Origin of the sequence: Bacillus sp. FSL W8-1143, from assembly GCF_037965155.1 — a bacterium.
Lineage (GTDB): Bacteria > Bacillota > Bacilli > Bacillales > Bacillaceae > Bacillus > Bacillus pumilus.
Genome location: NZ_CP150182.1, coordinates 3,185,865 through 3,207,137, shown reverse-complemented (window position 1 = coordinate 3,207,137; position 21,273 = coordinate 3,185,865). Strand labels below are relative to the sequence as shown.

General features: G+C 39.7%; 24 protein-coding genes. 23 read left to right on the top strand and 1 reads right to left on the bottom strand.

Going from position 1 to position 21,273, the window contains the following annotated elements; all coding sequences use genetic code 11:
• Positions 1–6: 6 nt before the first annotated feature.
• From NSQ36_RS16485 to NSQ36_RS16395, 19 genes are all read left to right on the top strand, one after another.
• A complete protein-coding gene (locus NSQ36_RS16485) occupies positions 7–513 on the top strand; it encodes a ComF family protein (RefSeq protein WP_339207374.1) in 507 nt (168 codons plus the stop codon).
• Between the two features lie 56 nt (positions 514–569).
• Positions 570–989: a TIGR03826 family flagellar region protein gene (locus NSQ36_RS16480; protein ID WP_003212865.1), complete on the top strand. Its 420-nt coding sequence runs from the start codon at positions 570–572 to the stop codon at positions 987–989.
• 79 nt (positions 990–1,068) lie between these two features.
• Entirely contained in the window at positions 1,069–1,332 is a 264-nt protein-coding gene (gene flgM / locus NSQ36_RS16475) for a flagellar biosynthesis anti-sigma factor FlgM (protein WP_003213252.1), read from the top strand.
• Between the two features lie 18 nt (positions 1,333–1,350).
• The gene (locus NSQ36_RS16470; protein ID WP_050944342.1) at positions 1,351–1,833 is read left to right on the top strand and encodes a flagellar protein FlgN; all 483 of its coding nucleotides are present in this window, start codon (positions 1,351–1,353) and stop codon (positions 1,831–1,833) included.
• Positions 1,834–1,848: 15 nt separating this feature from the next.
• The gene (gene flgK, locus NSQ36_RS16465; protein ID WP_003213544.1) at positions 1,849–3,369 is read left to right on the top strand and encodes a flagellar hook-associated protein FlgK; all 1,521 of its coding nucleotides are present in this window, start codon (positions 1,849–1,851) and stop codon (positions 3,367–3,369) included.
• A 9-nt stretch (positions 3,370–3,378) separates the two neighbouring features.
• Positions 3,379–4,290, top strand: a complete 912-nt coding sequence (gene flgL / locus NSQ36_RS16460) for a flagellar hook-associated protein FlgL (protein WP_003213719.1) — start codon at positions 3,379–3,381, stop codon at positions 4,288–4,290.
• Positions 4,291–4,338: 48 nt separating this feature from the next.
• The gene (locus NSQ36_RS16455) at positions 4,339–4,917 is read left to right on the top strand and encodes a DUF6470 family protein (RefSeq protein ID WP_003213106.1); all 579 of its coding nucleotides are present in this window, start codon (positions 4,339–4,341) and stop codon (positions 4,915–4,917) included.
• 28 nt (positions 4,918–4,945) lie between these two features.
• Complete coding sequence (fliW, locus tag NSQ36_RS16450) at positions 4,946–5,380, top strand: flagellar assembly protein FliW (RefSeq protein WP_050944340.1); 435 nt, start codon at positions 4,946–4,948, stop codon at positions 5,378–5,380.
• Complete coding sequence (gene csrA, locus NSQ36_RS16445; protein WP_003212955.1) at positions 5,374–5,598, top strand: carbon storage regulator CsrA; 225 nt, start codon at positions 5,374–5,376, stop codon at positions 5,596–5,598. The genes fliW and csrA overlap by 7 nt, the downstream gene beginning before the upstream one ends.
• A 153-nt stretch (positions 5,599–5,751) precedes the next feature.
• A complete protein-coding gene (gene flaG, locus NSQ36_RS16440) occupies positions 5,752–6,093 on the top strand; it encodes a flagellar protein FlaG (RefSeq protein WP_003213002.1) in 342 nt (113 codons plus the stop codon).
• Between the two features lie 20 nt (positions 6,094–6,113).
• Complete coding sequence (locus tag NSQ36_RS16435; protein ID WP_339206142.1) at positions 6,114–7,643, top strand: flagellar hook-associated protein 2; 1,530 nt, start codon at positions 6,114–6,116, stop codon at positions 7,641–7,643.
• Positions 7,644–7,660: 17 nt separating this feature from the next.
• Positions 7,661–8,065: a flagellar export chaperone FliS gene (gene fliS / locus NSQ36_RS16430; RefSeq protein WP_003212886.1), complete on the top strand. Its 405-nt coding sequence runs from the start codon at positions 7,661–7,663 to the stop codon at positions 8,063–8,065.
• Positions 8,062–8,403, top strand: a complete 342-nt coding sequence (gene fliT / locus NSQ36_RS16425) for a flagella biosynthesis regulatory protein FliT (protein ID WP_003212921.1) — start codon at positions 8,062–8,064, stop codon at positions 8,401–8,403. The genes fliS and fliT overlap by 4 nt, the downstream gene beginning before the upstream one ends.
• A 13-nt stretch (positions 8,404–8,416) precedes the next feature.
• Positions 8,417–8,797 carry a hypothetical protein gene (locus tag NSQ36_RS16420; RefSeq protein WP_003213093.1) on the top strand — a complete coding sequence of 127 codons (381 nt, stop codon included), beginning with the start codon at positions 8,417–8,419 and terminating at the stop codon, positions 8,795–8,797.
• Positions 8,798–8,829: 32 nt separating this feature from the next.
• Positions 8,830–10,515 (top strand): methyl-accepting chemotaxis protein, encoded by a 1,686-nt coding sequence (locus NSQ36_RS16415; protein WP_113387414.1) that lies wholly within the window; start codon positions 8,830–8,832, stop codon positions 10,513–10,515.
• 189 nt (positions 10,516–10,704) lie between these two features.
• A complete protein-coding gene (raiA, locus tag NSQ36_RS16410) occupies positions 10,705–11,268 on the top strand; it encodes a ribosome-associated translation inhibitor RaiA (RefSeq protein ID WP_003213481.1) in 564 nt (187 codons plus the stop codon).
• Between the two features lie 186 nt (positions 11,269–11,454).
• Entirely contained in the window at positions 11,455–13,980 is a 2,526-nt protein-coding gene (secA, locus tag NSQ36_RS16405; protein ID WP_106030064.1) for a preprotein translocase subunit SecA, read from the top strand.
• Between the two features lie 64 nt (positions 13,981–14,044).
• Positions 14,045–15,146, top strand: a protein-coding gene (gene prfB / locus NSQ36_RS16400; RefSeq protein WP_106030063.1) for a peptide chain release factor 2 whose coding sequence is annotated in 2 segments (ribosomal slippage) — positions 14,045–14,116 and positions 14,118–15,146 — 1,101 coding nt in all. Because the reading frame shifts where the segments join, the coding sequence is not laid out codon by codon here.
• Positions 15,147–15,270: 124 nt separating this feature from the next.
• Positions 15,271–17,064, top strand: a complete 1,794-nt coding sequence (locus NSQ36_RS16395) for a M3 family oligoendopeptidase (protein WP_339206139.1) — start codon at positions 15,271–15,273, stop codon at positions 17,062–17,064.
• A 58-nt stretch (positions 17,065–17,122) separates the two neighbouring features.
• Here NSQ36_RS16395 and NSQ36_RS16390 read toward each other — a convergent pair whose 3' ends face one another.
• Complete coding sequence (locus NSQ36_RS16390; protein ID WP_339206137.1) at positions 17,123–17,878, bottom strand: alpha/beta family hydrolase; 756 nt, start codon at positions 17,876–17,878, stop codon at positions 17,123–17,125.
• A gap of 189 nt (positions 17,879–18,067) precedes the next feature.
• Here NSQ36_RS16390 and NSQ36_RS16385 point away from each other — a divergent pair, with 189 nt between their 5' ends.
• The 4 genes from NSQ36_RS16385 (at position 18,068) to ftsX (ending at position 21,250) form a co-directional block, all read left to right on the top strand.
• Entirely contained in the window at positions 18,068–18,916 is an 849-nt protein-coding gene (locus NSQ36_RS16385; RefSeq protein ID WP_003212797.1) for a YitT family protein, read from the top strand.
• A gap of 48 nt (positions 18,917–18,964) precedes the next feature.
• A complete protein-coding gene (cccB, locus tag NSQ36_RS16380; RefSeq protein WP_003212771.1) occupies positions 18,965–19,300 on the top strand; it encodes a cytochrome c551 in 336 nt (111 codons plus the stop codon).
• A 380-nt stretch (positions 19,301–19,680) separates the two neighbouring features.
• Positions 19,681–20,367, top strand: coding sequence for a cell division ATP-binding protein FtsE (gene ftsE, locus NSQ36_RS16375; RefSeq protein ID WP_003213646.1), 687 nt, complete (start codon positions 19,681–19,683; stop codon positions 20,365–20,367).
• The gene (gene ftsX / locus NSQ36_RS16370) at positions 20,360–21,250 is read left to right on the top strand and encodes a permease-like cell division protein FtsX (RefSeq protein ID WP_034620145.1); all 891 of its coding nucleotides are present in this window, start codon (positions 20,360–20,362) and stop codon (positions 21,248–21,250) included. The genes ftsE and ftsX overlap by 8 nt, the downstream gene beginning before the upstream one ends.
• Positions 21,251–21,273 lie beyond the last annotated feature (23 nt).

Below are 21,273 nucleotides of genomic sequence, written 5' to 3'. Positions count from 1 at the left end.
TGTTCCATGTGGAAAGAACGCCCTGATTCTACTACAGTACTTGTGAAAAATAGGTCTGTCTATGCTTACAACGATTTGATGAAAGATGTCCTTTCCCGCTTTAAATTTCGAGGTGATACAGCTTTAGCTGAGCTTTTTAAACAAGATGTCCGAGCAGTATTTAAGCGCTCTTTTTCAATGAAAGAACCTGTGCTGATCCCGATTCCTTTAAGTAAAGAAAGACTAAAGGAAAGAGGGTTTAATCAGTCCGTCATACTTGCTTCCTTGATTGGTGAGCCGATCCTTCAGCCACTTGTAAAAATACATCAAAGCAAACAGTCCAAGAAAAAGAAAAATGAACGTTTAGATCAAAAAGGAATGTTTCAAATCAAGCAGGCAGATGAAATCGTTCAAAGGGATGTTATCTTAATTGACGACATTTATACAACAGGGGCCACCATTTATGATGCGGCGAGAATTTTAAAAGAAGCAGGTGCCAAAAGTGTTTCCTCTTTTACGTTGATCCGTAGTTAAAATTCAGGATAATTAACCGATAATAAGAAGAGAAAATAACGTAAGGGGTTTTGGTTATGAATCAATTGGCAAACTGCCCGCAATGTAATCAGCTGTTTTTAAAAACGACCATCCAAACGGTTTGTAACAAATGCTTTGAAGAAGAAGAACGTTCTTTTGATATCGTTTATAAATTCTTGCGAAAGCAAAGTAATAGACAATCAACCATTGCTGAAATAGTAGATGCAACAGAAGTTGATGAAGAATTAATCTTGAAATTTATCCGTTTGAAAAGACTTCAAATTAGCCAATTTCCGAATATCAACTATCCTTGTGAAAGATGTGGCCAACCGATCAGAAAAAACAAGCTGTGCAGTCAATGTGAACAGGACATTCAGTCACAAATGAGTCAAATGAACCAAGAAGAAGAGCGTAAAAGGGAGATTGAATCTAGGAAAAAAGACACCTATTATGCCATTAATCCTAAAAACGATTGATTCCCTAAACTAAGTTGCAGTTTGGTCGATAAAATGGATAGAATCAAGACAGACTGTAACGGAAAGCGAGAGGAATCCCGTGAAAATTAATCGATATGGAACACAACCAGTAAATCCTTACAAGAAAACATATGAGAAACAAACGTTGCAATCAAATCAAGCAAAATCAACTGATAAAGTCGAAATTTCTAAAAAGGCAATCGAAATGCAAAAGGTGCCGAATATCATGAAAGAACGCCAAGATAAAATAGACCAAATTAAAAAAAGCATTGAAGCTGGAACATATCAAGTAGATACAAAGGGCATTGCTGATAAAATGCTGAATTTTTATAAACAACAATAACAAAAGGGAGTAGCGTGAATGTCAGTTAAAATAATCATTGAAGAGCTGCATCGTCTCTATGGATTGCATGAACAGCTTTTGAAGCTGTCGAAAGATAAAACAGAAATGCTGAAAAGTAATGAGATTGATGCTCTTTCAGAGGTTCTGAATTTAGAGCAAAAATATATTCAGGCCATTTCTCAATTAGAAGAAAAAAGAATTGAAGCGACAGTTCAATTTTTACAAAATGATGAACCGCCAACCATCACCGCGTGTATCGAAAAGGCTGAAGGTTCGGATCAAGAAGAGCTCATTTCGTTATATGACAAATTAAAAGACATCATGGTGGAACTGAAAGATGTAAATGAACTGAACAAACAGCTCATTCAGCAGTCGCTTCAATTTATTTCACTGACATTCGATCTCGTTAACCCTAATAAAGAAAATATGAATTACGGACAAAATGGTCTTGAGAGTTCAAAGCCTAAACAGCAGAGGGCTTTGTTTGATTCAAAGGCGTAAACAAGGAGGATACCAATGGGTTCTACATTCATGGGACTAGAAACGGCAAAAAGAGGAATCACAGCCCAGCGTGCAGGGCTTTATGTCACATCAAACAACGTCTCCAATGCAAATACAGATGGCTACTCAAGACAAAGAGTTACCTTTAAAGCAGATAATCCTTATCCAGTCATTTCAGTTTATGACGGCAAGACGTATGGCCAAATGGGGACAGGAGTTCAAGTTGGAACCGTTGAAAGAATTCGAGACAGCTTTTTAGATCTGCAATTCAGAGATCATAACAATAACTTGTCTTACTACTCAACAAAATCTGATGCCCTTTCGCAAATGGAGGGAGTCATGAATGATTTGACGGATGAAGGCTTAAACAGAGCTTTTGATAACCTTTGGAAATCATTGCAGGTCCTATCCGAAACCAAAAATGCCGATACAGCGTCTGCGCGTACAGTTGTTAAAACAAGTGCACAGGCTTTAGTAGATCAATTCCGTCTACTTAATTCTTCTTTAACAACGATACAGAAGAATTTAAAAACAGAACTCGATTCAACAGCCAAAAATGTGAACACGATTTTATCTCAAATAGATGAAGTGAACAAACAAATTGCAGCAGTTGAACCAAACGGGTATCTTCCAAATGATCTATATGATACGCGTGATGCGTTGGTAGATCAATTATCTTCACTCGTTGATATTAAAGTGAGCTACAATCCATCTGGCGGGAATGCACTCAAAATTGCAGAAGGAACTGTCAACATCGACATTATCGGTGCAAATGGACAATCTGCTGGAACGATTTTGAATGGTATTACGAACGAAAAATCTGAACTGCAAATCTCCTATGATAATACAACGGGACTTGTTAACTCACTTCAATTCGGAACAACAACCATTGCAGCAGATCAGCTTCAAGTGAATGGTAAAGTAAAAGCACTTGTTGAGGCTTATGGCTACATGTCAAATGGTGCTGAAAAAGGCATGTATCCAGACATGCTTGCAGAGCTTGATGAAGTAGCACAAGTCTTCATGGATACATTTAATGATGTGCATAAGCAGGGGTACACATTAAATGGCACAAGTGGACAAGACTTTTTTGATATCGAGAATAATAATGATCTGAATAAAGGTTTAGCTGCTCGTATCAAAGTGAGTGATGTTATTTTAGCATCAACAGATAATATTGCAGCATCTCTCAATCAAACAAAAGGTGACGGTTCGAATGCTACGAAATTAGCTGGTATTCAAGACTTAAAGGTACCAATCGGCGGCAATACAACGACGATCCAGGATTACTACCAAAATGTCATTGCTGAGATGGGGATTCAAGGGAAAAAGAACATAACGCTAGAAAGCAGTTCAGCCGCTCTTGTCAATTCAGCCAATGAGCGTAGAATGTCGACGAGTGCTGTTTCCATTGATGAAGAAATGACGAATATGATCCAATTTCAGCATGCATATAATGCAGCTGCGAGAGTTGTGACATTACAAGATGAAATATTGGATAAAGTAATAAACGGCATGGGTGTCGTAGGAAGGTAGGTATAACTGATGCGAGTCACACAAGGTATGATTTCTCAAAACTCACTTCGTAATATTAGTAAAAGTTATGAAAAACTTTCTAAAATAAATGAGCAAGCACAAACAGGGAGACGTTTCACAAAAACGTCTGATGATCCCGTTGCAGCAGTAAAAAGCCTTCAATATAGCACAGCAATGTTTCGAAATGATCAATATCAAAAAAACTTAAATGAAGCACAGAACTGGATTGATACATCTGAAACAAGTGTCACTGAAATCATTGATATTATGTCAAATGTACGAGATAAAGTGCTTGATGCGGCTAATGGAACAAAGCAGCCAGAAGATTTAGCAGCTGTCGGCGTGGAAATTGGTCAGATGAAGAAACAAATCATTGACGCGATGAACACTCAGATGTTAGGTAAGTTCGTATTTAATGGAACAAATACAAATGTCAAACCAGTTGTTGAGAACGCAGATGGTACGTTTACGTTTAACTTTGAAAACTATACAGATGCAAATTCTGTTAAGTCGAACATTTCTGATGGTATCACTTTAAATGTGAACTCAAATCCAATTTCAGCGTTTGGTGGACAGACTGCCAGCGGTCAAAATGTCATTGAAATGCTGACGGATTTAGAAAACTCATTGAAAAATGGAACGTTCGCAAATTCTGATGATGCGTTAGGAAGTATCGATCAGTTTAAAGAAGTGATGAGTGCTGAGCGCTCGGACTTAGGAGCCCGTTCAAATCGTGTTGACTTAGTAGGCAGTCGCTTGACTTCACAATTCGAAGTACTGAAAAATGCCAAATCAGATAATGAAGATGTAGAAAGTGAAAAAGCAATTATTGATCTTCTTCAACAAGAGACTGTGAATAGAGCTGCTTTAGCAACGACGGCTAAAGTTATTCAGCCATCCCTTGTCGATTTCTTAAGATAATAAAAAGCATCCGTTGGGTGCTTTTTTGCATCATGGAGGTGAACCTATATGCAAATCCCTAGATTGTTAATGCAACAAACCTATGCAAAGCTGCAAATGTCGACAACTCCTTCTCGGCAAGAAGTAGAGCAGCCAAGAGCAGACCTTGAGATTCAGCAGCCCAGAGCCGTCATGAATATGACAAGGACACCGTCAAAGTTAACAATAGATCAAACCGAAGCATTTGCCGATATGGATATCAAGTCAATTTTTAGGCGTTCTGAAGAATGGGCAGCTGAGGGGAAACGTGCTGTTGGAGAGGGAATGGGCCGAAGAGCGGAAGAAGGCAGTGAACTCATCAAGATCGAGAATGGTGGGAATGCAATTGCCGAGTTTGCCAAAATCAATGGCACTCCTCCAGCCAAACAATTCAATATTGGTGTGATCCCTTCATTCTTTAGTGTGAAAATTCACTATCAGCCATCTGAGCTTCAAATTGAAGTGGAGCCTCAAAAAGCTATTATAGAGGCAACGCCTCATAAACCAATCGTTAACTACCAGCCAGGTAAGGTCAATATTGATATGTTACAATACCCAGATTTAAAAATAGAAGTTGACGAAACGGGCCAAAATGGTGATAAGGTATAGTTAAGAAAAATGAAAAAGGTCGTGAATTATGATCATTCAAACAAAATACCATGGTGAAGTGACAATCAAAGAGGAGCAAATCATCAACTTCTCTAATGGAATACCAGGATTTCTGGATCAAAAACAGTTTGTCATTTTACCTTTATCAGAAGAGTCTCCATTTTTAGTTCTTCAATCATTGAAAAACGCAGAGTTAGGCTTTATTGTCAGCAGTCCGTTTTTATTCTTCAATCAATATGAATTCGATCTAGACGAAACGGTCGTAGATATTCTAGAAGTAGAAGATGCCAATGATGTGGAAGTCATGGTGATCTTAACAATGGAATCTTCTATTGAAAAAACGACAGCCAATTTAAGAGCGCCTATTATTGTGAACCGGAAAAACATGAAAGCCAAGCAGGTGATTTTGCATGATTCATCCTATCATACAAAACATTTGTTAGAGGTGGCATCCTCATGTTAGTTCTCTCGCGTAAATTAAACCAGTCGATTCAAATTGGCGATGATATTGAAGTCAAGATTATTTCGATCGAAGGCGATCAAGTGAAAATCGGGATTGAAGCTCCTAAGCACATTGATATTCACAGGAAAGAAGTGTACCTGTCTATTCAAGAAGAGAACAGTCGTGCTGCGAGTTTATCCGTAGATCTCCTCTCTCAATTATCCTCACAAAAAAAGTGAGGATTTTTTTATCTGATTCAGCTATCCTTCTCCACGTTTCTGTGTGGATGTTCACCATCTATATGAAACTTTAACAAATCGGTCCATCTATATTTAATTTGAAAATTCCAAGCCGATATAAAAGGTAGATTAAAGCACAGGAGCTGAATAACTATGTCTGTTGGTAAGTTGACATCGCTAGAGCCAATTATCGATGCATTTCAAACCCGTGTTTCTAATAACCAGAATGACAATGCAAACTCTGATTTACAAGCAAATGGCAAGGTCGTTTCAAAAGAAGAAATTGAAAAAACGCTTCAAGGCGCAAACAAGCTGATTGAACCCACTCAATTTCATCTGCAATTTGAATTACATGAAAAACTCAATGAATATTATGTCAAAGTCGTAGATAACCAAACAGAAGAAGTCATTAGAGAAATTCCTTCCAAGGAATGGCTTGATTTCTATGCGGCAATGACAGAAATTGTCGGTTTATTTGTAGATAAAAGAATGTAAGTGAAGGGAGAACATAAAAAATGGTCAATCGAATTACTGGATTTTCAAATGTGTTTGATATTGATGAAATCGTATCAAAACTCATGAAAACTGAGCAAGCACCACTTGATAAAATGACACGCCAGAAACAAACACTTGAATGGCAAAGAGACAGCTATCGCGAGGTTAACTCGAAAATCAAAGAATTAGATGATTTGATCAACAGTTTAAACTTAACGCGTCCAAGTACATATGGCGCAAAAAAGGTGACAAGCTCTAATGAATCTGCTGTCACAGCAACTGGGTCAACAAATGCGACCTCTGGCTCTATTCATGTCACTCAACTAGCGACAGCTTCCGTCTTCAAATCTTCTGGTACATCTGGATTTACACCAGCAAACGGCACGTTTACTTTTGAGGTGACGACACCAGATTCGACAAAACCGAAAATGGTGACGATCAATACTTCTGATACCGATACAATTGATAACATTGTGTCAAAGCTAAACAACGCGCAATTAGGTGTGACGGCTTACAAAGGCCAAATCTTTGATGGAACGAACTACGTGGATACAATTGCTCTTACTTCTCGGACAACTGGTGAGGGTGTCAGTATTAAAGCAGCTGATGGCAATTCGGCTTCATTTTTAACGCAATTAGGATTCCAAGTAGATGGAGATAACAAATTAGTTGCGACCACTCAAGGACAGAAGGCACAATACGAGATTAACGGTCTGAAAATGGAAAATAACAACAACACATTCACACAGGCTGATATTACGTACGAACTTAAAGGAACAACGGATCAGCCTGTCAGCTTAAACGTTTCAACAGATGTGGATGCAATCTTTGATAAAATTAAACAATTTGTTGATAAATACAATGAGCTCGTTGAGCAAATTAATGGTAAAGTCAATGAAAAGAAAAACAGAGACTATCAACCATTAACGGCTGAAGAGAAAAAAGGGATGTCTGAAAAAGAAATAGAGCTATGGGAAACGACCGCGAAGTCTGGCTTGCTGAGAAGTGATTCCATTTTACGAGCTGGTGCCTCTAAAATAAGAAGTGATTTTTATGCTAATATTACGACAAGTGATGCGAATAAAATTCACCTCACACAAATTGGTATTGAGACATCATCCAAGTATAAAGATGGTGGAAAGCTGGAATTTAGTAAGGATCTTAATGGAGTAGAGAAATTAAGAAAAGCCATTGAAGAAGACCCGGAGAAAGTCAGACAAATGTTCATCTCGGGTAGTTTAAATGTGGATTCAAAAGATAAAGACAAAGCACAGCAACAATATCAAGAACAAGGAATCATTTATCGTGTCAAAAATTCCTTAACTGCCTTCACGAAGAGCATTCAAACAAAGGCGGGAAGCACAACGATGGAATTAAAGGAATACGGACTTGGTAAGGACCTTGATTCTTTGACCAAACGAATGGGTACGTTCCAAGACCGTTTGAAGATGGTTGAAGCCCGTTACTACAAAAAGTTTAACGCCATGGATAGCGCGATTCAAAAGCTAAACAACCAATCTGGCTATCTTTCTCAACTGCTTGGACAATAATTGGAGGTTTATAACATATGGCAATTCAGAACCCTTATGCCGCCTATCAGAAAAATTCTATTGAGACTGCAACACCTGCCGAGTTGACGCTTATGCTTTATGAAGGCTGCTTAAAGTTCATTAGACTCGCGAAGTATGCCATTCAAAAAGAGGATGCAGAAACGAGAAATGTGAACCTGAAAAAGGCTCAAAACATCATTCAAGAATTAAATGTCACCTTAAATCGTTCTTATGACGTATCAAATAGTATGGCAAGTATGTATGATTACATTTATCGCAGACTGATTGAAGCCAATCTTCAAAATGACGAAGAGATGTTGAATGAAGTAGAGCAATACGTAACTGATTTTCGTGATGCGTGGAAGGAAGTTATTCAAACCGATCGAAAAGGGCGTCACCACTCTATCGGGGGATCTCTATGAGTATTGTGGACCAGCTGCATGACCAAACATTAAAAATGGCAGCCGAAATAACGGCAAATCCGCAAAGTGACACCTTGGTTGAAGACTTTGATGCCTTTTTAATTGAGAGAGACGAATTAATGAGAGATATTCAGCATGAGCTGACGGATCAAGAAAAAGAAAAAATCAAAGAAATCATCCAAACAGATCAACAGATGGCGAAGCAATTAACTGTGATCCAAAATGGGATCAAAGCAGATATTCAAGCCATTCAAAAAAAGAAAACGAAACAGCTGAATTATCAAAATCCATACCAGCCTATGACGAGTGACGGCGTATATTACGATAAACGGAAATAATTAGGTGAGACCTGTGGCGTATCGTTCAGATGACTATATTTTATTAACCACATATTATGAACTTCTATTTACGATAGAAGAGAGTCTAAAATATTTAGATGAAATTGAGAAGGATTTTGCTAAAACAGAAGGGGATCGGATCTTTAATGATCTGATCCATGCCTTCTTTCATTTAGAGACAACACATCCCCTTCTACTTTCAATTATAGAAAATGAGCACTTTGCCAAAACGATTCGTTCGTTTGATCAAATTTTTTTAAGTTTTGATATACTAGCTTTCTATACATTCCCTTCAATACACTTCCAATCATTCCTTAAAGCATATTTTATACCTGAATATAGAAAGTGGATGGATGAAATACATGCCTGTATGAGGCCGTATGTCATTCATTAATTTTTGTTCAATTCAGACTTTCGGAGGAAATTATGAGACTAAAAAATCAATTTTTGTTTGGGCTTATTGTCATATGTGTATTGTTTGTCAGTATTTTAGGATTCTCAAGCTTTATCTATTACAAAACAGATCAATCCTATAAGACGCTTCTTAGCAAAGAAGTAAAGCTTTATCAAACCTCACTGGAATTAGAGGCGCTTTTGCAAAAACAGGAAGCACAAATTAAAACATACGTTGTCGTGCAAGATGCTGAAAATTTACAGAAAATTGAGCAAACATATGAAGAGATTAATAAAAAAACAACGGAAGCTACAAAAATGAGCTCTGTCAAACAAGCAAAAAATCTATTAGATCAAATCTCAGAAAAGAATTATCTCTACTACACCTCAACGAACCGACTATTTAATTCATTGAATATGCAAAATCAAAAAGAATTTAACACACGCCTCAATCAAGAATTACAACCTATCGAACAAGAAATACATACCTTTACAAAAGAATTTGCTCAAACCCAGTTGAAGCAACGTGACCAAAAAATCAATCAGCTCAACCAAGACAGTAATCAATTACTATTTACTCTCATTCTAGTTAGTGCGGTCATTATTGTTGGCTTTTTGTTGATTGGGACAAGATTCGTTTATCGTATGACAAAGCCGATTGTGTCTGTCACAAATGCTGCGAGAAGGATGGCAGATGGAGACCTTACACTTGAAGAGATTGAAGTGACCTCTAAAAATGAGATTGGTCAACTCGGTACTGCTTTTAATCAAATGACAAAGCATTTGCGTCAGCTCATTTTACAGGTGCAACATGGATCAAGACAATTAGCTGATTCTGCTGCTCAGTTTGAGGAAACGATTCATCAAACCATATCGGCCAGTGAGCAGACATCTAGCTCGATTGAACAGGTCAGTGAAGCTTCACGTGAACAATCAAACGCGGTCGGAAAAGTAGCTTCTGCCATTCAAGAAGTCTCGACTGGTATGCAAAATGCAGCTGAACACACATCCGATGTTTCGGGTCACTCAATTTCAGTGACTGAAAAGGCTGAAGAGGGTGCAGCGCTTATTCAGCAATTCGTAAAACAAATGAGCTCTATCAAAGCGTCTGTGAATGAGCACCATTCCACAATGGCTCATGTACAAGCCCAGTTTACTGGCATTGAAGATTTGTTAGGTCATATCCATGCCATCGCTGATCAAACGAATTTGCTTGCTTTAAATGCTGCTATTGAAGCGGCAAGAGCAGGAGAGCATGGGAGAGGATTTGCGGTGGTAGCAGATGAAGTGAGGAAACTGGCGGAAGAATCTAGTCAGCTGACAGATCAAATTAGTCAATTGCTCGCGAACGTGAACAAAGATACTGAAAAATCATCACATACGATGAAAAAGGTTGAGCAGGATGTAGCAGAAGGTGTGAAAGTATCGCAATTGTCAGAACAGAGCTTTCATGAAATCCTGGAATCTATTCGTGATATTTCGATGAAAGCAGAGGAACTTTCAGCTACTGCAGAGGAGATTTCAGCTAGTACAGAGGAAATATCTCAGACGGTTGGAGTCATTGAAGAAGGAGCCAAACGCAATTCAGAAGAGACGGAGTACATGTCTGCGGCTGTTGAAGAATCATTGGCAGCAAATGAAGAAATGAAAGCAGCGGCGGAGGATTTAAAAACCTTATCTCAATCGCTGAAAACATCAATATCATCTTTCACCATTTAAATGTGCGCTGGTCTTTTTCAAGAATGAGCCGAATATATATTCATCACCTATCAAGTAACAATTGATGCACCGCAAAATTCGACAAATTTCAATAAAAATTCACATTTTTTTTACGTTTGAGCAGGAGAAAAGGAGGGAAAAGTAGAAATAGGTTTACATATCCTTAATTTTAAAGGAGGCGTTCTTTACATGAATTACAATGTCAGAGGAGAAAACATCGACGTAACACCTGCACTAAGAGATCATGTCGAGAAAAAAATTGGAAAGCTGGAGCGTTATTTTGAGACAGACGTAGATGCTTCAGTCAACGTGAACTTGAAGTTTTACAATGATCAAGAATCTAAAGTTGAGGTTACCATTCCAATGACTGATCTAGCACTTCGAGCTGAGGTGCATAATGAAGATATGTACAATGCAGTAGACCTAGCAGCCAGTAAATTAGAACGTCAAATTCGAAAACACAAAACAAAAGTAAACCGTAAATTCCGCGAACAAGGTGCCAAAAAGCACTTATTTGCTGGAGGAAATGGGACGGCTGACGTAGCTGTTCAAGATGACGAAGAAATTGATGAAACAGAAATCGTCAGACAAAAACGTTTCAATTTAAAACCGATGGATAGCGAAGAGGCCATCCTTCAAATGAACATGTTAGGTCATAGTTTCTTCGTCTTCACAAATGCTGAGACAAATTTGACCAATGTGGTCTATCGCCGAAATGATGGAAAATATGGACTGATTGAGCCGAACGCTTAATCTGATCTAAAAACAACCTAAAAAAAGTAAACCCGTTCCCTCCATGAGGGGCGGGTTTTTTGTGCGAAATCATTGCAAATTCTTTGGAAATGAAGGAAGGTATGGTATGATAAATGCAGGTAAATATGGACCTGTCAATCTTTTGGACATGCCGAAAAATTGCATGAAATAGAGGAGCGTTATTATATGCTTGGAATCTTAAACAAAGTGTTTGATCCTACGAAACGTACGATCAGCAAATATGAAAAAAAAGCAAATGAAATTGAAGCTCTTGCTCAAGATTTTGAGAAATTATCTGACGAGGCTTTACGAAATAAAACGAACGAATTTAAAGAAAAACTTGAAAAAGGACAATCCGTGGATGACCTGTTGGTTGAAGCATTTGCAACGGTTCGCGAGGCATCACGCCGCGTGACAGGAATGTTCCCATTTAAGGTGCAGCTCATGGGGGGGATCGCGCTTCATGAAGGCAACATCTCTGAGATGAAAACAGGTGAAGGTAAAACGTTGACTTCAACAATGCCTGTTTATTTAAATGCTCTTTCTGGAAAAGGCGTCCACATTGTGACAGTCAACGAATATTTGGCAAGCCGTGATGCAGAGGAAATGGGCAAAATTTTTGAGTTTCTTGGCTTAACGGTTGGCTTAAACTTAAACAGCTTAGACAAAGATGAAAAAAGAGAAGCATATGCTGCTGATATTACGTATTCTACAAACAATGAACTTGGCTTTGACTATTTACGAGATAACATGGTGCTTTACAAAGAGCAAATGGTTCAAAGACCGCTTCATTATGCCGTGATTGATGAGGTTGACTCCATCTTAGTTGATGAAGCGAGAACACCTCTTATTATTTCTGGACAAGCTGCGAAATCTACAAAGCTTTACGTACAAGCCAATGCATTTGTTCGTACATTAAAAATAGAAGATGATTTCACATACGATATTAAAACAAAAAGTGTACAGCTGACAGAAAGTGGAATGACGAAGGCGGAAAAAGCATTCGGCATCGAAAACTTATTTGATGTCAAACATGTCGCACTGAACCATCACATCGCCCAGGCGCTAAAGGCACATGTTGCGATGCAAAAAGATGTGGATTATGTCGTTGAAGAAGGTCAAGTCGTTATTGTTGACTCGTTCACAGGACGTCTAATGAAAGGACGCCGTTATAGTGAAGGTCTGCATCAAGCCATTGAGGCAAAAGAAGGTCTCGAAGTGCAGAACGAAAGCATGACCCTTGCAACGATTACATTCCAGAACTACTTCCGCATGTATGAAAAGCTTTCTGGTATGACGGGTACAGCGAAAACGGAAGAAGAAGAATTCCGTAACATTTACAACATGCAGGTTGTGACAATCCCGACCAATCAACCAGTGGTTCGTGATGACAGACCTGATTTAATTTACCGCACAATGGAAGGTAAATTTAAAGCAGTGGCTGAAGATGTTGCGCAGCGCTATATGACAGGGCAACCAGTGCTTGTCGGAACAGTAGCGGTTGAGACGTCTGAGCTTATTTCTAAGCTGCTTAAAAATAAAGGGATTCCTCATCAGGTGTTAAATGCGAAAAACCATGAGCGTGAGGCACAAATTATTGAAGAGGCTGGTCAAAAGGGTGCCGTCACCATTGCGACCAACATGGCAGGACGTGGTACGGACATCAAGCTTGGCGAAGGCGTCAAAGAGCTTGGCGGTCTAGCTGTAATTGGGACAGAGCGTCATGAATCACGACGTATTGATAACCAGCTGCGTGGACGTTCTGGTCGTCAAGGAGACCCAGGGATTACCCAATTCTATCTCTCCATGGAAGATGAATTGATGCGCCGATTTGGTGCAGAGCGTACGATGGCCATGCTTGACCGCTTTGGCATGGATGACACTACGCCTATCCAAAGTAAAATGGTGTCTAAAGCCGTTGAATCATCTCAAAAACGCGTTGAGGGGAACAACTTTGATTCCCGTAAACAGCTTCTGCAATATGACGATGTGCTTCGTCAGCAGCGTGAAGTGATTTACAAGCAGCGCTTTGAAGTCATTGATTCTGATAACTTAAAATCGATTGTGATCAATATGATTCAGTCTTCAATTGAGCGCGCTGTTGGTTCTTATACGCCGAAAGAAGAGCTTCCAGAAGAGTGGAAACTAGATGGTCTTGTTGAATTAATCAACACGAACTATTTAGATGAAGGAGCCATTTCGGTCAAGGATATTTATGGTAAAGAAGCAGATGAAATCACCTCCTTCATTATGGATCGTATTAAAGAAAAATACGATGCAAAAGAAGAAACATATGGCGACGAACAAATGCGAGAATTTGAAAAAGTCATCGTTCTTCGTGCGGTGGATTCAAAGTGGATGGATCATATCGATGCAATGGATCAACTGCGTCAAGGGATTCATTTACGTGCGTATGCACAAACAAATCCGCTTCGTGAGTATCAAATGGAAGGATTTGCGATGTTTGAGCACATGGTCGCTTCAATCGAAGATGATGTGGCCAAATATGTTTTGAAATCAGAAATTCAAAACAACTTAGAACGTGAAGAAGTCGTTCAAGGTCAAACAACAGCTCATCAGCCTCAAGAGGGTGATGAGGAGAAGACAGTGAAAAAGAAGCCGGTACGTAAAGTCGTAGACATTGGTCGAAACTCACCATGTCACTGCGGAAGCGGCAAGAAATATAAAAATTGTCATGGGAAGACAGAATAAGTAATGGAAAGAGGTGAAAACCTCTTTCTATTCATGTCAGCCCTACATCTATGAGGTGAAGGATATGGAATTAGTAGAAATTAGACAAGAGCTTGAAAATATGGCTAGCAGGCTAGCTGATTTTAGGGGGTCTCTTTGACCTCGAAACAAAAGAAGCCAAAATTGCAGAACTCGAAGCGACCATGTCAGAGGCTGATTTTTGGAATGATCAGCAAAAGGCACAAGGCGTCATCAATGAAGCCAATGCACTAAAGGATAATGTGAATTCATACCATGAGCTCAGTGAATCTCATGAAGAGCTGCAAATGACACATGACCTGTTAAAGGAAGATTATGACGAGGAGCTTCATGTAGAGCTTGAGAAAGAGCTGAAGAACTTAACTAAGCAATTTAACGACTTTGAACTGCAGCTTCTCTTAAGTGAACCATATGATAAAAACAATGCCATCCTTGAGCTTCACCCAGGCGCAGGCGGTACTGAATCACAGGACTGGGGTTCTATGCTTCTGAGAATGTATACTCGCTGGGCAGAGCGCAGAGGCTTTAAGGTTGAAACGCTTGATTACCTTCCTGGTGATGAAGCAGGAATTAAGTCTGTGACATTGCTCATCAAAGGGCATAACGCATATGGATACTTAAAGGCAGAAAAAGGGGTCCATCGTTTGGTTCGTATTTCTCCTTTTGATTCATCTGGCCGTAGACATACTTCTTTCGTTTCCTGTGATGTCATGCCTGAGTTCAATGAAGAAATCGATATTGATATTCGAACAGAAGATATCAAAGTAGATACGTATCGAGCAAGCGGTGCAGGTGGACAGCACGTCAATACGACTGACTCTGCCGTTCGTATCACACACATTCCAACCAATGTCGTGGTGACATGCCAAACAGAAAGATCACAAATCAAAAACAGAGAACGTGCGATGAAAATGCTGAAATCGAAACTTTATCAAAGACGGATCGAAGAACAGCAGGCTGAATTGGATGAAATTAGAGGAGAGCAGAAAGAAATTGGCTGGGGAAGCCAAATTCGCTCTTATGTATTCCATCCGTATTCTCTTGTAAAAGACCATCGAACCAATACGGAGATGGGAAATGTTCAAGCGGTCATGGATGGAGATTTAGATTCATTTATCGATGCTTACTTACGTTCGAAATTATCATAAAAACTCGGCTTCTTGCCGGGTTTTTTTTATTGTGAGAAAATATAATGAATATAAAGGAATACATACGCCATACTGACTCTATATCCTTTGTATGATGAAATTAGCAAATAAAGGGGGAAATATTTTGGGATTAACAACATTACAAGAGACGTGGGATTTAGATGCCTTTTTTAAAGGAGGCAGCGCTTCACCAGAATTTAAAACATACTTGCAACACATTCAGCAGCTATTAGATGAATTACGACAAAAGGTCGATGCCTTTTCAAAAGAAGATACACACATTGAAAGCAAATTAACGTCTGTCCTTGACACGTATGAAACCACATATAAAAAACTGTCTCAAGCAGGTTCATTTGTTTCCTGTCTTCAATCTCAAAATACAAAGGATATGAAGGCTGGCAGTCTTCGAGGTACGATTGCTAAGCTGGAAGCTGATTTAGGTACCATTCTTGCGCTGTTTGATCAGGCGCTTGCTGCCATCTCTCCTGGAAAATGGGAGGATCTCATGAATTCAGAGGCCTTTTCAGATGTTCGCTACATATTAAATGAACGCAGAGAACGCGTGAAGGATCAATTGCCTGTTGAACAAGAAACATTGATTCAAAAGCTAGCCGTAGATGGCTACCATGCGTGGGATGAGCTTTATTCTAGCTTAGTGAATAAGATTACGATTCCGTTTGAACAACATGGTGAAACGCAGATGATCTCTGTCGGCCAAGCGGAAAATGCGATGGATGATTCAGACCGTGAAGTCAGAAAGGCTGTTTATCATAACCTAGAGCATGCATGGACGCAGGACGAACATCTATTTGCAAGCACGCTCAATCATTTGGCAGGTTTTCGTTTGCAAGTATATGAAGCAAGAGGCTGGGATCATATCTTAAAAGAGCCGCTTGATATTTGCCGGATGAAACAAGAAACCCTTGATGCCATGTGGTCTGTGATTGATGAACATAAGCAGCCATTCATTGATTATTTACATCGAAAGGCTGACATGCTTGGAGTGGATAAGCTAAGCTGGTTTGATGTTGGGGCTCCTATTGGCAGTGAGACCAAGATTTATCCGTATCAGGAAGCAGCTGCTTTTATTGTGAAGCATTTCGCTGGATTTGGAGAAGAGCTTGCTGCTTTTACAGAAAAGGCCTTTAATGAGCGTTGGGTAGAAGCTGAGGATCGCCCGAACAAACGAGTAGGCGGTTTTTGTACAAATTTTCCTGACAGCGGAGAGTCCCGCATTTTTATGACCTTCTCAGGCAGTCCATCCAATGTGGCGACACTTGCGCATGAGCTTGGTCATTCGTTCCATCAGGAAGTGATGCAGGATGTTCGCATTCTTAATCGCAAATATGCGATGAATGTAGCTGAAACGGCGTCGACATTCGCAGAAATGATTGTGGCTGATGCTTCATTGAAAGAAGCGGCAAATGAAGAGGAGCGCCTCAGCTTGTTAGAGGATAAGCTGCAGCGGAGTGTAGCTTTTTTCATGAACATTCAATCTCGTTTCTTATTTGAACAGCGTTTTTATGAAGAGCGTAAACAAGGAGAAGTGCCGGCGGATCGGTTGAATGAGCTGATGGTAGAAGCGCAGAAAGAAGCCTTTGGCGACTCACTAGATGAATACCATCCGCATTTCTGGGCGTCTAAGCTACATTTCCATATCACGGGTGTACCGTTTTATAATTTCCCGTACACATTCGGCTACATGTTCTCACTAGGAATTTATGCAAAGGCCTTGCAGGCTGGTACTTCGTTTGAAGAAAAGTACATTGCATTATTAAAGGACACAGCTTCAATGTCAGTAGAAGATTTGGCCTTTAAGCACTTAGGTGTCGATCTTACCCAAAAAGACTTTTGGGAGGAAGCCATTAGCCTCGCTGTAGAAGACGTTGAAGAGTTTTTAGAAGCGACGAAAAAGTGAAAATGAAAAGCCCCCATTACGGAAGCTTTAGATTGTTGACAAAGGGTTAAAATGATCTTTATTTTAGCCCTTTGTCTTCTTTATGGAGCTTTTTTGCTGGTTTTAGCCATCCAAGCATCGTCTGAACGATATCCTTTTGCTGTGTGAGGGCTGGAATGTCCGCTGGCTGATCACCTTTTTGTTTACCGTACATGCCAAACTGAGCATGGTTCCCGCCTTTTACTTCATGATAAACGGTTTGAGACGGCAAATTTGTTTTCGATTGCTTGATTTTCTCTTGTGTCGCAAGTCCATCCTTTTCACCTGATATAGAGAGGACGTTCAAGGAGGATGATTTCAGCTCATCTGATGCTGGATAAGACGCAAGGAAAAAAAGACCGTCGAGCTGGCGCTGGTTTTTTTCTGCAAACATAGCGGCGGCTGTTCCGCCTAGTGAATGACCGCCAATATACCAGTGTTTGATCGTTTGATGATCTTTTATGATACCTTGTGCTTTATTTGTATTAAAAATCGCAAACGAAAATGGCATGTCAGGGATAAAGACAGAATAGCCTTTTTTCATCAATTCATTCCCAATATAGGCGTACGAAAGTGGTTCTACCTTTGCTCCTGGATAGAGAATGATGCCCGTATCGCTTTTAGTTGATGCAAATGTATATACGTCGTTTTTATGTTCCACTTGCTCGATGTTCACTTGCTTTTTTAAAGCGGCAGATGGTCCGTATGTAAAGCGGCTCCATGTATAGAAAGCACCAAAAGCCAAAATGATCAGTGCAAGTAATGAAATGCCTGTGATCTTCAGTATTTTCTTCATCGCATGTCCCTTCTTTCTCATGTACATATTAAATATACCATCATTTGCTCCTATGCCAAACGGCAAGCACGCTGATCCGTTTGTGTGATAAAGTATTAATCCATTAGCACTGCATTTGGCTGTTATTTACATTCATAATTGGAGGGCTTAAAATAGGTGTGCATTCAGAAGTAACGGAGGAAGACAGACATGAAGCAGGGACATTCACAATTATGGATTGAAGCAAAGAATTACTTGTTCATTTTAATTGGATCAGCCATTGTGGCGATTGGATTTAATACGTTATTATTACCGAATCAGATTGCCGCAGGTGGTGTGAGCGGGATTAGTACGATTATGCAGTCATTCGGCTTTGAGGCGGCATATGTGCAGTGGGGGCTCAACATTCCGCTGTTTATCGCTGGCTTTTATTTATTAGGCGGTACATTTGGCGTGAAAACGCTCGTTGGCTCTATTTTCTTACCTTTGATGGTGTTTGTCACAAGGCATATTGCACCTGTGACACATGAAGCACTCTTAGCAGCTATTTTTGGCGGAGTGGTGATTGGGATCGGCATAGGGCTCGTGTTCCTTGGAAATGGGTCAACAGGTGGAACGGCGCTCGCTGCCAAAATCATCAATAAATATACAGGCCTCACGCTTGGTACCTGTTTAGCAATGATGGATGGCCTAATCGTTCTGGCTGCGATGACTGTTTTCGGGATTGAAGAGGGACTGTACGCTGTCATTGGTGTGTTTATTTCAAGTAAAACGATTGATGTCGTACAGGCCGGCTTCAGTCATTCGAAAATGGCGATGATCATTACAGGGCATGAGGATGAAGTCAGACAGGCAGTTTTTGATCAAATTGACCGTGGTGTCACAAAAATCTCAGCAGTCGGAGGATATACCGATCATGACCGTCCAATTCTAATGTGTGTCGTTGGACAGTCACAATTCACAAAGTTGAAACAAGTGGTGAAAGCAATCGATGCATCAGCATTTGTCATCGTAATGGATGCAAAAGAGGTGCTTGGTGAGGGTTTTAAAAGGGCGTAAACAAGGATATAATAGCGTTGACCAAATGATTGTAAGGGAGGGAAATTGATGCAAAAGAGCGGATTAATGATGCTGTTTGCAGCGATGATTCTTGTTCTTGCGGCTTGTGGAGGAAATTCAAGCAGCAGTGACAGTGACAAAGAAGGCAGCAAAAGTGCTTCAACTGTGAGCAGTGGTGAGGAAATTTATCAGCAAAACTGTATTGGCTGTCATGGGAAAGACCTATCTGGCGGAGGCGGACCAAGCCTGAAAGAAGTAGGGAAGAAATATAATGAAAGCCAAATTGCAGATATTGCACAGAATGGTAAAGGCTCTATGCCAAGCGGAATGGTAGATGAGAAGCAAGCAAAAGAAGTAGCAAAATGGCTTGCAGAGAAAAAATAAAACCTTTGTCTAATCGACAAGGTTTTTTTGTTTTTATATGTAGAAAAAGACTTTTGGATAGTATGAAAACGTATTATATTAAGTTTTATTTAAAAAATAAGGGTAAAAAGACATGCTTTTCGGTTTTAAATGTTGTTTTTACCTTTTAACGATAAGTTTTGAAATATAAATGTAATACCATTGCGTCGATTCATGACGTATAATTGGAGTTGTTGAAATTTAGACGATTCAATTTTTTCATCTTTTTGGATGAAAAGGACATAAATTGCTTGTACGTATCGAAGGGTATGTGCGTGACCATACATAACGTTTTTTGACGATAAGTGTCAAAACATCATGATAAGCTGTTAGTCAGCAATAAGAAAAGATTAGGTGATTACATGATTGAAATGAAGGAAGTCTACAAGATCTATTCTAACGGTGTAAAGGCGATCAATGGAATCAATGTCTCTATCCACCCAGGAGAGTTTGTGTATGTTGTTGGTCCCAGTGGTGCTGGTAAATCCACTTTCATCAAAATGATGTATCGTGAAGAGAAGCCAACCAAAGGGAAAATCTTAATTAATAGCAAAGATTTAGGCTCGATTAAGGAAAAAGAAATCCCTTACTTAAGAAGAGAAATTGGCGTAGTATTCCAAGATTTCAAACTGCTTCCAACCCTCACAGTGTTTGAGAACGTGGCATTTGCTCTTGAAGTCATTGGGGAACAGCCTCATATCATTAAGAAAAAAGTGCTGGATGTACTTGATTTGGTACAGCTCAAGCACAAAGCACGACAATTTCCTGACCAGCTGTCTGGCGGTGAGCAGCAGCGTGTATCTATCGCTCGTTCGATCGTGAATAGTCCTGAGGTAGTCATTGCAGACGAGCCGACAGGAAACCTTGATCCAGATACATCTTGGGAAATCATGAAGACACTCGAAGAGATTAATAACCGAGGAACAACAGTCGTCATGGCGACACATAACAAAGAGATTGTAAACAGCATGAAGAAACGCGTCATCGCAATCGAAGATGGAATGATTGTGCGTGACGAAGCAAGAGGGGAGTACGGCATTTATGATTAAAACTCTCTCGCGGCATTTACGTGAGAGCTTCCGTTCACTTGGAAGAAACACGTGGATGACATTTGCATCAATTAGTGCGGTCACTGTCACATTGATTTTAGTTGGGGTTTTTCTTGTGATTATGCTCAACTTGAACAACATGGCATCGAACGCTGAAAAAGAAGTAGAAGTAAAAGTGTTAATCGAATTAACGGCGAATCAAAAGCAGCAGGATGAATTAAAAGCAGAAATTGATAAGATTCCTGAAATCAGTGATGTCAAGTACTCATCTAAAGATGACGAACTAAAAGCGCTGATTAAAAGCTTTGGTGAAAATGGACAATCCATGGGACTTGTTGATCAAGAAAACCCATTAAACGATGCGTTTATTGTGAAAACATCAGATCCACACGATACACCAAAAGTAGCGAAGAAATTAGAAAACCTAAAAGGTACGTATAAAGTAACCTACGGAAAAGAAGAAGTCAGCCGACTCTTTAATGTGGTTGGAGTGGCGCGGAATGTAGGGATTGCGCTCATTATTGGGCTTTTATTTACAGCCATGTTCTTGATCTCTAATACGATCAAAATTACGATTTTTGCTAGACGTAAAGAAATCGAGATTATGAAGCTCGTAGGTGCAACGAACTGGTTTATCCGCTGGCCATTCTTCATTGAAGGATTACTGCTTGGTGTATTTGGTTCCATTATACCGATTGCTCTACTGCTTGGCACATATCAATATGCAGTGGGCTGGGTGGCACCGAGAGTACAAGGCTCATTTATTTCCATGCTTCCATATAACCCGTTTGTCTATCAAGTTTCACTGGTCCTTCTTTTGATCGGTGCAATCATTGGTGTATGGGGAAGCTTGACGTCCATCCGTAAATTCTTAAAAGTATAAATCTATTTTTGATGGCAGCACTC